The 13,924-nt window shown below is 72.2% G+C and carries 12 protein-coding genes and 1 riboswitch; of the genes, 10 read left to right on the forward strand and 2 right to left on the reverse strand.

What is annotated here, in order from left to right; translation table 11 throughout:
* The first annotated feature begins 26 nt into the window (after window positions 1–26).
* From ligA to CEQ11_RS04780, 9 genes are all read left to right on the forward strand, one after another.
* A complete protein-coding gene (gene ligA / locus CEQ11_RS04740) occupies window positions 27–2,444 on the forward strand; it encodes an NAD-dependent DNA ligase LigA (RefSeq protein ID WP_193763041.1) in 2,418 nt (805 codons plus the stop codon).
* The gene (locus CEQ11_RS04745; protein ID WP_088477919.1) at window positions 2,441–3,322 is read left to right on the forward strand and encodes an inositol monophosphatase family protein; all 882 of its coding nucleotides are present in this window, start codon (window positions 2,441–2,443) and stop codon (window positions 3,320–3,322) included. Before ligA ends, CEQ11_RS04745 begins: the two co-directional genes overlap by 4 nt.
* Window positions 3,319–3,816 (forward strand): glutaredoxin domain-containing protein, encoded by a 498-nt coding sequence (locus CEQ11_RS04750; protein ID WP_127913463.1) that lies wholly within the window; start codon window positions 3,319–3,321, stop codon window positions 3,814–3,816. The genes CEQ11_RS04745 and CEQ11_RS04750 overlap by 4 nt, the downstream gene beginning before the upstream one ends.
* Window positions 3,813–4,421, forward strand: a complete 609-nt coding sequence (locus tag CEQ11_RS04755) for a GNAT family N-acetyltransferase (RefSeq protein WP_088477921.1) — start codon at window positions 3,813–3,815, stop codon at window positions 4,419–4,421. The genes CEQ11_RS04750 and CEQ11_RS04755 overlap by 4 nt, the downstream gene beginning before the upstream one ends.
* 131 nt (window positions 4,422–4,552) lie before the next feature.
* Window positions 4,553–4,849, forward strand: coding sequence for an Asp-tRNA(Asn)/Glu-tRNA(Gln) amidotransferase subunit GatC (gatC, locus tag CEQ11_RS04760; RefSeq protein ID WP_067191392.1), 297 nt, complete (start codon window positions 4,553–4,555; stop codon window positions 4,847–4,849).
* An 8-nt stretch (window positions 4,850–4,857) separates the two neighbouring features.
* Window positions 4,858–6,471, forward strand: coding sequence for an Asp-tRNA(Asn)/Glu-tRNA(Gln) amidotransferase subunit GatA (gatA, locus tag CEQ11_RS04765; RefSeq protein WP_193762984.1), 1,614 nt, complete (start codon window positions 4,858–4,860; stop codon window positions 6,469–6,471).
* Window positions 6,468–7,970, forward strand: coding sequence for an Asp-tRNA(Asn)/Glu-tRNA(Gln) amidotransferase subunit GatB (gatB, locus tag CEQ11_RS04770; protein ID WP_067191388.1), 1,503 nt, complete (start codon window positions 6,468–6,470; stop codon window positions 7,968–7,970). The genes gatA and gatB overlap by 4 nt, the downstream gene beginning before the upstream one ends.
* Before the next feature lie 233 nt (window positions 7,971–8,203).
* A complete protein-coding gene (tdh, locus tag CEQ11_RS04775; RefSeq protein ID WP_088477923.1) occupies window positions 8,204–9,250 on the forward strand; it encodes an L-threonine 3-dehydrogenase in 1,047 nt (348 codons plus the stop codon).
* The gene (locus tag CEQ11_RS04780) at window positions 9,250–10,470 is read left to right on the forward strand and encodes a glycine C-acetyltransferase (protein ID WP_088477924.1); all 1,221 of its coding nucleotides are present in this window, start codon (window positions 9,250–9,252) and stop codon (window positions 10,468–10,470) included. Before tdh ends, CEQ11_RS04780 begins: the two co-directional genes overlap by 1 nt.
* Window positions 10,471–10,705: 235 nt before the next feature.
* Here CEQ11_RS04780 and CEQ11_RS04785 read toward each other — a convergent pair whose 3' ends face one another.
* Window positions 10,706–11,740, reverse strand: a complete 1,035-nt coding sequence (locus tag CEQ11_RS04785; protein ID WP_067191382.1) for a phosphotransferase family protein — start codon at window positions 11,738–11,740, stop codon at window positions 10,706–10,708.
* 42 nt (window positions 11,741–11,782) lie between these two features.
* Here CEQ11_RS04785 and CEQ11_RS04790 point away from each other — a divergent pair, with 42 nt between their 5' ends.
* Complete coding sequence (locus tag CEQ11_RS04790) at window positions 11,783–12,685, forward strand: CPBP family intramembrane glutamic endopeptidase (RefSeq protein WP_369804913.1); 903 nt, start codon at window positions 11,783–11,785, stop codon at window positions 12,683–12,685.
* A gap of 283 nt (window positions 12,686–12,968) precedes the next feature.
* On the opposite strand, the gene CEQ11_RS04795 is transcribed toward CEQ11_RS04790, so the two are convergent.
* A complete protein-coding gene (locus CEQ11_RS04795; RefSeq protein ID WP_067191378.1) occupies window positions 12,969–13,622 on the reverse strand; it encodes a VOC family protein in 654 nt (217 codons plus the stop codon).
* A gap of 138 nt (window positions 13,623–13,760) precedes the next feature.
* A riboswitch (SAM riboswitch) is annotated at window positions 13,761–13,878 on the forward strand.
* Window positions 13,879–13,924: the final 46 nt, after the last annotated feature.

A 13,924-nucleotide genomic window follows, 5' to 3' on the forward strand; every position in this document is an offset into this window, starting at 1 on the left:
AGAAGGATCCCCACGCCGAGTCCGCCGTGCCCGCCGACACCGCCGCCGAGGCGCATGTGTCGGACGCCGAGGACACCCCGCAGGCCTCCCTGCGCGAGGAGTACCAGGAGCTGGTGGAGCAGGTGCGCGCCGCCCGCACCGCCTACTACCAGAAGGACGCCCCCGAGCTCTCCGACGCCGAGTACGACCGGCTCTACCGGCGCCTCGAGGACCTCGAGACCCTCCACCCGGAGATCGTGGCCAACGACTCGCCGACCCAGGAGGTCGGCGGCGAGGCCTCCGAGGCCTTCGCCCCCGTCACCCACGGCGCCCGCATGTACTCCCTCGAGGACCTGTTCTCCGAGAGCGAGCTCGAAGTCTGGTTCCGCCGCACCGCCGAGGCTGTGGCGGCCGCCCGCCCTGGTGCCGAGCCGCGCTGGCTCGTGGAGGTCAAGATCGACGGGCTCGCCGTCAACCTGCGCTACCAGAACGGCGTGCTCACCCGGGCCGCCACCCGCGGCGACGGCGTGACCGGCGAGGACGTCACCCACAACGTCCGCACCATCGGCTCCATCCCGCAGCGCCTGGAGGGCGAGGGCTGGCCGGAGGACCTCGAGGTCCGCGGCGAGGTCTTCATGTCCTCCGCGGACTTCCGCGCTCTCAACGACTCCCGCGCCGAGGACGGCAAGGCCCCCTTCGCCAACCCGCGCAACGCCGCCGCCGGTTCGCTGCGCCAGAAGGACCCCAAGGTCACCGCCGCCCGCCCGCTGAGCATGTTCGTCCACGGCATCGGCGCCCACTCCGGCCTGGACCTGTCCAGCCAGGGCGAGACCTATGAGGCGCTCGCCGGCTGGGGTCTGCCCACCAGCCCGTACACCCGTACCGTGACCGGTCTCGGGGACACGGCACTGCAGGGCATCCTCGAGGTCATCGCCGAGTACGGCCGGCGCCGCCACGAGCTGGTGCATGAGATCGACGGCATCGTGGTGAAGGCGGACGACTTCGCGGACCAGCGGGCCCTGGGCCACACCTCCCGCGTGCCCCGCTGGGCCGCCGCCTACAAGTACCCGCCGGAGGAGGTCCACACGAAGCTGCTGGACATCCAGGTCTCCGTGGGCCGCACCGGGCGGGTGACCCCGTACGCGGTGATGGAGCCGGCCACGGTCGCCGGGTCCACCGTCTCCATGGCCACCCTGCACAACCAGGACGTGGTCAAGGCCAAGGGCGTGCTCATCGGGGACACGGTGGTGCTGCGCAAGGCCGGCGACGTCATCCCCGAGGTGGTTGGCCCCGTGCTGCCGCTCCGTGAGAAGGCCGAGGCCGCCGGCGAGGAGCTGCGCGAGTTCGTCATGCCCGCCGAGTGCCCGTCCTGCGGCACCGCCCTGGCCCCGGCCAAGGAGGGGGACGTGGACCTGCGCTGCCCGAACTCGCTGACCTGCCCGGCCCAGCTGGCCGGCCGCATGGAGCATCTGGCATCCCGCGGCGCGTTCGACGTGGAGGCGCTCGGCGAGGAGGCCGCCGTCTGGCTCACCACCGGTCCCGGCCCGGACCCGGCAGGTCAGGAGGGCGTGGTCACCCCGGAGGGTGCCGGCGTGCTCACCTCCACCGCCCAGGTCTTCGACCTCGCCACCGGGACCCCGGAGGAGATCACCGGACCCCGCGGCGAGGACGGCCTGTCGGACCTGCAGCGCTCGCTCGGCGACGTCCGGGTCTGGCGGGAGAAGCGCACCAAGGTGGACGGGAAGTTCGTGCCATCCGGCGTGTGGGAGCTCAAGCCGGCGTTCTTCACCCAGGGCTCCGCGAAGAAGCCGTCCGCACCGACCGCCAACACCCTGCGCCTGTTCGAGGAGCTTCAGAAGGCCAAGTCCCAGCCGCTGTGGCGGGTGCTCGTGGCGCTGTCCATCCGGCACGTCGGCCCCACCGCCGCCCGCTCCCTGGCCGTGGCCTTCGGCTCCATGGACGCGCTGCGCGAGGTGGCGGAGGCGAAGGACGTCGAGCGCCTGTCCGAGACGGACGGCGTCGGACCGATCATCGCCGAGGCGGTGGTGGAGTGGTTCGCCGTGCCGGAGCACGTGGCGATCGTGGAGGCCTGGGCCGCCGCCGGCGTGCGCATGGAGGACGAGCAGGACGAGTCCACTCCGCGCACCCTGGAGGGAGTGACCGTGGTGGTCACCGGCACCCTGGAGGACTTCAGCCGCGACTCTGCCAAGGAGGCCATCCTGGTCCGCGGCGGCAAGGCCTCCGGCTCCGTGTCCAAGAAGACCCACTTCCTGGTGGCCGGCGCCTCCGCCGGCTCCAAGCTCGACAAGGCCGAGTCCCTCGGCGTCCCCGTGCTGGACGAGGACGGCTTCAAGCGCCTGCTCGCCGAAGGACCCGAGGCCTTCGCCGAAGAGGCCGTGGACGGCGACGAGGGCGCTGACGCCAAGGAGGGCGCCGCGTCCGAGGGTGCGGAGGAGGACAGGTGAGCGCCGCCGTCACCCCCGCCGGGCTGCTCGCCGTCGCCCGGGCCGCCGCCCGTGCCGGCGCCGCCGTGCTCAACGAGCGCTGGACCGCCGCACACCCGGCGACCCCGCTGACCGCGGCCTCACTGGGCGCGGAGACGAAGACCTCCGGCTCGGACTGGGTCACCGACTTCGACCGCCGCGCCGAGGACGCCGTGCGCGCGGTGATCTCGGGCTACCGGCCGCAGGACGAGATCACCGGTGAGGAGTACGGGGCCACGGTCCCGGACGATCCCACCGGGTACCGCTGGTCCATCGACCCGCTGGACGGCACCACCAACTTCATCCGCGGCATCCCCCAGTTCTGCACATCCGTGGCGGTCTGGGGACCGGACGGCCACGGGGAGGGGCGCTGGCTGGCGGGGACCGTCGTCGCCCCGGCGCTCGGCCGCACCTGGTACGCGCACGCCGGCGGCGGCGCGCACTCCACCGTGGACGCGACGACGGCCGCCTCCGCCCGCGAGGACCGTGACGCTCCCGTGCGACTCACCGGTCCCGTGCCGGGCCGTTCGGGGCGGCTGATCGCCACCGGCTTCGGCTACGACGCCGAACGCCGCGCCCGGCAGGTCCAGGCGCTCGCCGCGGTGTTCGCAGAGTTCGGGGACGTCCGCCGCATCGGCTCGGCCGCCCTGGACCTGTGCATGGTCGCGGACGGCACCCTGGACGCCTACGCGGAGTACGGCACCCAGGAGTACGACTGGGCGGCCGGTGCCCTGATCGCCGAGGAGGCCGGCGTGCCCGTGGTGCGCCCGGCCCACCCCGACGGCGACGCCCACCCGGGCTGGATGCTCGCCGGCGACCTCGGCGGGCTCGAGCACACCCTGCGGACGGCGATGGCATGAGGAGACTGTTCGGACAGCCCTGGTACTACCCGGTGGTCTTCACCTGTTTCGGCCTGGCCTTCGCGGGCTGGGGCGCGGTCGACGGCAACATCTGGCTCGTGATCCCCGGACTGCTGATCGCCGCCTTCGGCGTCTGGTACTGGCCGGCCATGAAGGTCTCCTCCCGTCCGGCCTCCGGCGTCGAGGAACATGTGGCGAACGGGGGAGTCGTGCTCTACTGGCGCCCCGGCTGCCAGTTCTGCCTCAAGCTCATCCGGAGCCTGAGCGCACAGGAGCGGGACACCGCCTACTGGGTCAACATCTGGACCGACGAGCAGGGCCGCGCCCAGCTCTGGGAGGCCCACGAACGCCGCACCGGCGTGCTCGAGGGCCGGCCAGACGAGACCGTCCCCACCGCCGTCAGCCGCCGCCAGGCGGTGGTGGTCAGCGGTGAGAAGAACATCGCACGCCTGCGCCAGATGCTGCAGGCGGCCGCACGGAGGAGGGGCGCATGAGCTCAGACGAGCAGCAGGCCACGCCGACCACGTCCATCGGGGGTGCGGACAACGAAGGGAGGACGTCCGTCGTCGTGCGTCCGATCACCGAGGCGGACTACGCCTGTGTGGCGGAGCTGACCGAGCAGGCCTACGTCCAGGGCGGGCACGTGAAGCCGGACGACGCCTACCTGCCCAAGCTCCGCGACGTGGCCACCCGCGCCGCCGAGGCCGAGGTGCTCGTGGCCGAGGTCCCCGTGGACGGCCGGCCCCGCGTGGCCGGCTCCGTGGTGCTCGCCCCGCACGGCCACCCCTGGGCCGAGGTCGCCTACGAGGACGAGTTCGAGTTCCGCATGCTCGCCGTGCACCCGGACCTGCACCGCCGCGGAGTGGCCCGAGCCCTGGTGGAGGCCGTGATCGAGCGGGCGAGGCAGACCGAGGGCGTGCACGCCGTGGTGCTGTCCACGGTGCTCTCCATGCGTGGGGCACAGCGGCTCTACACCGCCCACGGGTTCGAGCACGTGCCGAGCCGGGACTGGATGCTCTCCGAGGTCATCCCCGGGATCCCGCCGGAGGAGGACAAGGGGCCGTTCCCCGTGTACCGGATGGAGCTGGAGTCCTCCTGACGCGTGAGTCCACGCGGGGCCGGTGTGCAGTGAGCGACTAGACTCGACGCAGACCCCCGCCTCGCCTGCCGGCCGGCCCCGCCGTGCCCGCAGCCGGGCGGGAGACCGCCGACCGACGACCGAGGAGATCCATGGCTGAGATCACTCGAGACCAGGTGGCCCATCTGGCCCGCCTGGCCCACATCCGGATGAGCGAGCAGGAGCTGGACACCCTGTCCGGCGAGCTCGGCCTCATCCTGGACTCCATCTCCCAGGTGCAGGAGGTGGCCGGCGAGGACGTTGTGCCGACCTCCCACCCGATCCCGCTGACCAACGTCTTCCGCGAGGACGAGCCGCGGGACACGCTGACCCAGGAGCAGGCCCTCGACCAGGCGCCGGACTCCGAGGACGGCCAGTTCAAGGTCCCCGCGATCCTGGACGGAGAGTGAGCACAGCCATGACTGAGAGCTTCGACGTGAACGCCGAGCTGACCGCTGACCAGCTCGTGCGCCTCACCGCCCTGCAGATGGCCGAGCGCCTCGCCGCCGGCACCACCACCTCCGTGGAGCTCGTGCAGGCGCACCTGGACCGGATCGCCGAGTACGACGGCGACCCGCGCTCCGACGCCGCCTCCGACCGCGGCGTGCGCGCCTACCTCCACGTGAACACCGACGAGGCCCTCGCCGTGGCCGCCGAGGTGGACGCGATCCGCGCCGCCGGCGGTGCCGAGGCCGAGGCCCTGCACCCGCTGGCCGGCGTCCCGGTGGCCGTCAAGGACAACATCGTCACCGTGGGCCAGCCCACCACCGCGGCCTCGACGATGCTCGACGGCTGGATGAGCCCGTACGACGCCCACGTGATCGAGCGCATCCGCGCGGCCAAGCTGCCGATCCTCGGCAAGACCAACATGGACGAGTTCGCCATGGGCGGCTCCACCGAGCACTCCGCGTTCGGCATCACCCGCAACCCGTGGGACCTGGACCGCGTGCCCGGCGGCTCCGGCGGCGGCTCCGCCGCGGCCGTGGCGGCATTCCTCGCCCCGTTCGCCCTCGGCTCGGACACCGGCGGCTCCATCCGCGAGCCCGCCGCCTTCACCGGCACCGTCGGCATGAAGCCGACCTACGGCGCCGTGTCCCGCTACGGCGTGATCGCCATGGCCTCCTCCCTGGACCAGGTGGGCCCGGCCGCCCGCACCGTGGCGGACGCCGCGGCGCTGCAGCAGGTCATCGGCGGCCACGACCGCCGCGACTCCACCTCGCTGCCGGATGAGCAGGCCGACTTCGCGGCCGCCGCCGGCAACCGCGACCTCACCGGTGTGAAGGTCGGCGTCATCGCCGACCAGTCCACGGAAGGGTTCGACGCCGGTGTGAAGGCCGCGTTCGACGCGGACGTGGAGGCGCTGCGCGGGGCCGGTGCGGAGATCGTGGAGGTCTCCTGCCCGCACTTCGACGCCGCCCTGGCCGCGTACTACCTGATCATGCCCTCCGAGGCCTCCTCCAACCTGGCCCGCTACGACGGCGTCCGCTACGGCAACCGCGTGGTGCCGGAGGGCGGCGGCACGATCGAGCAGGTCATGGCGGCCACCCGTGAGGCCGGCTTCGGCCCCGAGGTCAAGCGCCGCATCATCCTGGGCACCTACGCCCTGTCCGCCGGCTACTACGACGCCTACTACGGCTCGGCCCAGAAGGTCCGCACCCTGGTGCAGGAGGACTTCGCCGCCGCGTTCGAGAAGGTCGACGTGCTGCTCACCCCGACCGCCCCGACCCCGGCGTTCGCGCTGGGCGCGCAGACCACGGACCCGATGGCGATGTACCTCAACGACATCGCCACCATCCCGGCCAACCTCGCCGGCGTCCCCGGCCTCTCCGTGCCGGGCGGCACCGTGGACGGCCTGCCGTACGGCCTGCAGCTGGTGGCTCCGGCCCGTGAGGACGCCCGCCTGTACTCGGTGGGCGCCGCCGTCGAGGCGCTCCTGGACGAGCGCCGCGGCACCCCCGTCTGGGCCCAGGCCCCGGACCTCGTCAAGGGCGCCGAACGCGCCGCCGCTCCGACCGCAGGAGGCCAGCAGTGAGCTCGAACGACGTGATGGACTTCGGCCAGGCGATGGAGCAGTTCGACCCGGTCCTCGGGTTCGAGGTGCACGTGGAGCTGAACACCAGGTCCAAGATCTTCTCCTCGGCCCCGAACGCCTTCGGCGACGAGCCGAACACCAACGTCACCGCCCTGGACCTCGGTCTGCCGGGCACCCTGCCGGTGGTGAACAAGGAGGTCGTGGAGTACGCGATCCGCCTCGGCGTGGCCCTGAACGCGCAGGTCGCCGAATCCTGCCGCTTCGCCCGGAAGAACTACTTCTACCCGGACACCCCGAAGAACTTCCAGACCTCCCAGTACGACGAGCCGATCGTGTTCGACGGCCACCTGGACGTGGAGCTGGAGGACGGCGAGGTCTTCCGCATCGAGATCGAGCGCGCCCACCTGGAGGACGACGCCGGCAAGCTGACCCACCAGGGCGGCTCCGGCCGCATCCAGGGCGCCTCCGCCTCCCTGGTGGACTACAACCGTGCCGGCGTGCCGCTGATCGAGATCGTCACCCGGCCGATCGTCGGCGCCGGGGACCGCGCCCCGGAGCTGGCCCGCGCCTACGTGACCGCGATCCGCGACATCGTCAAGGCGATCGACATCTCCGACGCGAAGATGGAGCAGGGCAACGTCCGCTGCGACGCCAACGTGTCCCTGATGCCCAAGGGCTCGGACACCTTCGGCACCCGCACCGAGACGAAGAACGTGAACTCCACCCGCGCCGTGCAGCACGCGGTGCAGCACGAGATCCAGCGCCAGGCCGCCCTGCTGGCCGCCGGCGGCACGGTCACCCAGGAGACCCGCCACTGGCACGAGGACACCCGCACCACCACCTCGGGCCGCCCGAAGTCCGACGCGGACGACTACCGCTACTTCCCCGAGCCGGACCTGGTGCCGGTGGTGGTGGACCGCGAGTGGGTCGAGCGCGTCCGCGCCGAGCTGCCCGAGCTGCCGGCCGTGCGCCGCAAGCGCCTCAAGGCCGAGTGGGGCTTCTCGGACGAGGAGTTCCGGGACGTGGTCAACGCCGGCGTGGACGGCGAGATCGCCGCGACCGTGGAGGCCGGTGCCACCCCGGCGGCCGCCCGCAAGTGGTGGATGGGCGAGATCGCCCGCCTCGCCAACGCCCGCGAGGTCGAGGTCTCCGCGCTCGGCGTGGAGCCCGCCCACGTGGTGCAGGTCGAGGAGCTGATCGCCGCCAAGACCATCAACGACAAGATCGCCAAGCAGGTCCTCGGCCACGTCGCCGACGGCGAGGGCACGCCGAAGCAGATCGTGGAGGCCCGGTCCCTGGCCGTGGTGTCCGACGACGGCGCCCTCACCGAGGCCGTCGACGCCGCCATCGCCGACAACCCGGACGTGGTGGAGAAGATCAAGGGCGGCAAGATGCAGGCCATCGGCGCCCTGATCGGCCCCGTGATGAAGGCCACCCGGGGCCAGGCCGACGCCGGCCGCGTCCGCGAGATCGTCATGGAGCGCCTGGGCGTCGGCTGACCCCTCGCTCCACGGTCCGGGCGCTGCGGAGCGCGCAGCGCCCGGGCCGTGGCCGGAGCATCGGAGAGTGGACGGGTGCGCCCGCCGGATGACCTGCCGTGCTCTGCGCTGTGGCCGGGCAGACAGTACCCTCATGGGTGGCGCGCCGCCGACGTCGCGCCCCGAGCACCGCAGCCGCCGCACCACCCCCGGGGCGGCTTCGACCACCGACCTCATCAGGAGAGCCCACACCCATGAAGGCCCTGTACAAGTCCGGCCCCCACGCCGGCTTCGAGTTCACCGACCGTCCGGAGCCCGAGTGTGGCCCGCACGACGTGAAGATCCGCGTGCACACCACCGGCATCTGCGGCACCGATCTGCACATCGAGGCCTATGACGCCGCCGCGCAGGCGATGATCGAGGCCCCCATGATCCCGGGCCACGAGTTCTACGGGGAGGTCGTGGAGGTCGGGGACATGGTGGAGCACGTGGCCGTCGGCCAGCGTGTCTCCGGCGAGGGACATGTGGTCTGCGGCATGTGCCGCAACTGCCGTGCCGGCCGCCGCCAGATGTGCATCAACACCGTCTCCGTGGGCGTGCAGCGAGACGGCGCCTTCGCCGAGTACGTGGTGATCCCGGAGTCCAACGTGTGGCAGCACAAGGACGACGCGATCACCCCCGAGGTCGGCGCGATCTTCGACCCGCTGGGCAACGCCGTCCACACCGCCCTGTCCTTCCCGCTGGTCGGCGAGGACGTGCTCATCACCGGCGCAGGGCCGATCGGCCTGATGGCCATCGGCATCGCCCGCCATGCCGGGGCCCGCCGCATCGCCATCACCGATGTCTCCCCGGCGCGCCTGGAACTGGCGACGCAGATGGGTGCCGACGCCGCGATCGACGTCTCCGCCCAGCGGATCAAGCAGGCCCAGGCCGAGCTGCGCATGGAGGAGGGCTTCGACGTCGGCATGGAGATGTCCGGCCGTGCCTCCGCGCTGCAGGAGATGGTGGCCAACATGAACCACGGCGGCAAGATCGCCCTGCTCGGGCTGCCGGACGGGGAGATCGCGATCGACTGGCAGTCCGTGGTGACCCACATGATCACCATCAAGGGCATCTACGGCCGCGAGATGTTCGAGACCTGGTACGCGATGTCCGCGATGCTGCAGTCGAACCCCGCCCTGCTGAAGCAGATCGAGTCGGTCGTCACCGACGTCATCCCCGCCCATGACTGGCAGCGCGGCTTCGACGCCGCCCGTGCCGGCGCCACCGGAAAGATCGTCCTGGACTGGAGGAACCTCTGATGTACGCATTCAAGGACCAGCTGGCCGCCGAGCTGAACGAGCTCCGCGAGTCCGGCCTCTACAAGCACGAGCGGGCCATCACCACCCCGCAGTCCGCCCATGTGCAGGCCACTGCGGCCGGTGCCGAGGACGCCCAGCCCAAGCCGGTGTTGAACTTCTGCGCCAACAACTACCTCGGCCTGGCGGACGACGAGCGGCTGATCGAGTCCGCCAAGAAGGCCCTGGACGAGCGCGGCTTCGGCATGGCCTCCGTCCGCTTCATCTGCGGCACCCAGGACATGCACGTCGAACTCGAGCAGCGCCTGTCCGCGTTCCTCGGCACCGAGGACACGATCCTGTTCTCCAGCTGCTTCGACGCCAACGGCGCCGTCTTCGAGCCCCTGTTCGGCCGCGAGGACGCCATCATCTCGGACGCGCTGAACCACGCCTCGATCATCGACGGCATCCGCCTGTCCAAGGCGCACCGCTTCCGCTACGCCAACCAGGACATGGAGGACCTGCGCGCCCAGCTGGAGGCCACCAAGGAGCTGAACGACGGCGCCGGCGCCCGCCGCACGGTGATCGTCACCGACGGGGTGTTCTCCATGGACGGCTACCTGGCCCCGCTGGAGCAGATCTGCGACCTCGCCGAGGAGTACGGCGCCCTGGTGATGGTGGATGACTCCCACGCCGTGGGCTTCATGGGCGCCACCGGTGCCGGCACCCCCGAGCACGCCGGCGTCTCCGACCGCGTGCACATCTACACCGGCACCTTCGGCAAGGCCCTCGGCGGCGCCTCCGGCGGCTACGTGTCCGGCCGCAAGGAGATCGTGGAGGTGCTGCGCCAGCGTGGCCGCCCCTACCTGTTCTCCAACTCCGTGGCCCCGGTGATCGTGGCCGCCACCCTCACCGCCCTGGACCTCGTGGAGGGCTCCGCCGCCCTGCGCAAGACCCTCTTCGACAACGCGGCCCTGTTCCGCCGTCGCATGACCGAGGAGGGCTTCGAGCTGCTCGACGGCGAGCACGCCATCGTCCCCGTGATGTTCGGCGACGCGGCGCTGGCCGCCCGCGTGGCCGACGCCATGCTGGACCAGGGCGTCTACGTCACCGCCTTCTCCTACCCGGTGGTCCCGAAGGGCGCCGCCCGCATCCGCGTGCAGCTCTCCGCCGCCCACTCCGAGGAAGACGTGGAGAACGCCGTGCAGGCCTTCGTGAAGGCCCGCGCCGCCGTGCAGGGCTGATCGACCCGAGACGACGCCGAGGCTCGGCCCGAGGCGACGCTCAGGAGACGGGCCCGGACCACCGGCTCACCGGCTGGGGTCCGGGCCCCCCATGTCGTCAGCGGGCGCTTTCGTTCGTGAAAGTGTCGAGACCGGCCGCGGTCCGGGCCCCTCCCATATCGTCAGCGAAAATGCCTGGGAAGCGGACCGGACGGCGCGCGGCGGCTCCGGTTCTGCGAGCGACAGCGCCAGGGGCTCAGAACGCGGTCATCGCCCGCTCGATGCGCGGCAGGACCTTCCGCAGCAGCTTGTCCCAGCGCAGCGGCCGGCCGGTGAGCTCCTGCCGTGCGCGGGCGTCGTCCAGCGCCTCGAGTGCCGCGTTGCCGAGCCACACACGGACCCGGCCGGCCTCGTCCGTGTCCCGGGCGATCTCGTCGATGAGGTCCTGGCCGTGCCAGATCGCCAGGTCCGCGACGTTCCGTGCCGGGTCTCCGGCATGCGCCAGGTCCCAGTCGAGGATGCCCGCGAGCCTCCACACGACCGCGTCGCCCTCGCCGGGGACGGGCACCCAGCGCAGGTTGTGGCCGGCCAGGTCCCCGTGGACCAGCCGCGGCGCCACGGCGGGCTCGGAGAACCAGGTGCGGACCGTCGTCGCGATGACCTCCACCGCCTCCTGCCAGGACTGCGGCAGGGCTCCGGCATGCTCGGCCGGCAACGCCGCCGGCAGCGCCCGCAGTGCCTGGATGCGCTCGTCCGTCCACGGTCCGCGGAAGGCCCACGCCGGGCCGAGCCCTGCGGCCACATCCCCATCCGTGACGTCCACGGCGTCCAGGGCGTCCACGATCCCGCGCAGCACTGCCGGGTCGCCCTCGTGCACCGGATGCGGCTGGCCGGGCAGGTAGGGCTGCAGCACCGCCGCGGTCAGCGGCACGCCCTCAGCCGTCTCGGCGTGCCACACCTCGGACAGCGGCGCCGGCACGGAGAACGGCAGGCCCCGTGCGGCCAGCGCCTGCAGCAGGCCCATGCGACGAGGAAGGTGGAAGGCCGGGGAGTCGTCCGGCGCCCAGCAGGTGCCGGGGGCGGCACCGGCCTCCGCCATCCGCGTCATGCGCAGCACGGCCACGTCGTCCAGGACGAGCACCCGGTGGAACTGGCCGGACTCCTCCACACGTCCGGCATCCCAGCGCGCTCCGGTCAGCCGCTCGGCGGTCCGGGCGTCCACGTGGGGCAGCAGTCGCTCGGCGCAGGTGCGCGCGAGCCCGATCTCTGAGGGAAGCGGATCCGACGCCATGACTGACACCGTACCCCCGGCGGACGGACCTACACTGCGCACGTGAGCACCTCCGGAACCACCACCCAGGCCAGTCAGGGCCCGACGACGGCACGCCCCTCCGGCGCGCTGCCCGCCCCTTCGGCGCGCACCGTCCGCTGGGAGGTCGCGATCGTCCTCGGCCTGTCCCTGGGCAAGTCCGCGGTCTACGCAGTGGTGCAGCTGCTGGACAAGATGACCCAGGGGCCGCTGCAGGACCAGACGACCGTCCTCAACCCGGTCCTGAACAACCGATGGGTCTTCGACCTCACCTACCAGCTGCTGAACATCGGCTTCGCCCTCGTCCCGGTGGCCCTCGTGCTCCACCTGGTCCGGCTGCGCGGCCGCAACCCGTTCCGCGCGTTCGGCCTGGACTTCCGCCGCCCGTGGGCGGACCTCGGCTGGGGTTCCCTGCTGTTCCTCGTGATGGGCCTGGGCACCCTGGCCGTCTACGCCGGCGGCCGCGCCCTCGGCGCCACCACGGCGATCGTCGGCTCCGCCATGGACGACACCTGGTACGCCGTGCCCGTGCTGGTCCTGTCCGCCCTGCGCCATGCGCTGGTGGAGGAGGTCATCGTGGTGGCCTGGATGGTGGACCGGCTGTCCTATCTGCAGCAGCTGCGCTCCTGTGGTCTGGCGGGGGAGCAGGCGCCGCTGCTGCCGGCCCCGCGCACCACGGACACCGGTGCCTTCCTGCCGGTCCGCGTCACCGCGATCGTGATCGGGCTCGCCGTGCTCCGCGCCGGCTACCACCTGTACCAGGGCATCGGCCCCGGACTGGGCAACGCGGCGATGGGCGTCGTCTTCGTGCTGTTCTACCTGCGCTGGCGCCGCGTCATGCCGCTGGTCGTCGCCCACCTGCTGCTGGACGTCACCGGGTTCGTCGCCGCCCCGCTGCTGGCTCAGCTGGGCTGGTTCGGCACCTGACCGTCCCCGTCCGAGGCCCGGTCCGATGCCCAGTCCGACGTCCGGTCCGTCCCCGTCCGACGCCAACTGGTGAGGACACACCTGCCAACTGGTGAGGACACACCCTCATCGCCCGCACAGGAGGGGTGCCAGACGGTGTGTCCTCACCAGTAGACAAGTAGGCCAGCAGACCAGTAGGCGAAGAGCGCCGGGGGAGGCCGTCAGGAAGGGCGCAGGGGGGGTGGCCGTCAGGAAGAGCGCCGGGGGAGGCCGCCGGGAAGAGCGCCGCGGGTGAGGGCGGCCGTCAGAGGGTGACGGTGCCCCGGGGGGTCTCGAACCGCACGGTCAGCAGGCCCGGGGTGCCCGAGGGCGCGGCGTACTCGATGGTGAGGTCCTCGACCTTCTGGGACGGATCGTCCAGGCCCAGCCAGGAGCGGACACGCTCGCGGGAGCCGGCCAGGGTGAGCGAGGAGATCGAGGCCTGCGCCGGGGCCGCCAGGGAGGGGTGGAGGTCCTCGGTGCCCTCGTCCCAGCAGACCAGGTACGGGACCTGCGGGTCCGCGATCAGGCCCTTGATGCCGATCTGCTTCCAGGTCAGCTCGCGGCCGTCCGGGAACTTGCGGTTGCCGGGCACGGCGGAGCGGCCGAGGCGCTCTTCGAAGGCGGAGAGGTCGTCTGTGGCCACGACCCAGCCCATCCAGCCGCCGCCCTGCTCGGAGCGGGAGCGCACGGCCTGGCCGAACGGGGCGTTCGCCGCCGCCGGGTGGTCCAGGACCTCCACGACCTCCAGGTACTGGCCGTGGGCCATGGGGAACAGGGCGTTGCGGGTGCCGAACCGAGGGTGCACGCCGCCCTTCACGCGCTCCACGCCGAGGGCGTCGGAAACCCGTTCCACGGTGGCGTCGAGGCCCTCGGGGCCGGCGGCGTAGGACACATGGTCCAGGCGGATGGTGCTCACGAAGATCGTCCTCTCGTCGGCCCAGGGGATGTCAGCCGGGCTGTCGTGAGGCTCAGGCTAGCCCTGTGTGACGAAGGACATGAAATCGTGACGAGCCGGTGTGCGGTCGGTGTGTCCCCGATGCCACACTGGCGGCACGGTCACGAGAGCCAGCACCAATGCCCCGGCATTCTGGCCGGCAACCCTCCCCACCGCGGCGGGGTGCCCCGGGTGACGACCAGGCCGGCCCCAGACCGGGGCCCGGCAAGCGCGGTCGTGTCATGCGCCCGCTCCCGCACGGGCGTGCCAGAGCCCCGGACCTG

The organism is Micrococcus sp. FDAARGOS_333 (genome assembly GCF_002206575.2).
Lineage (GTDB): Bacteria > Actinomycetota > Actinomycetes > Actinomycetales > Micrococcaceae > Micrococcus > Micrococcus lylae.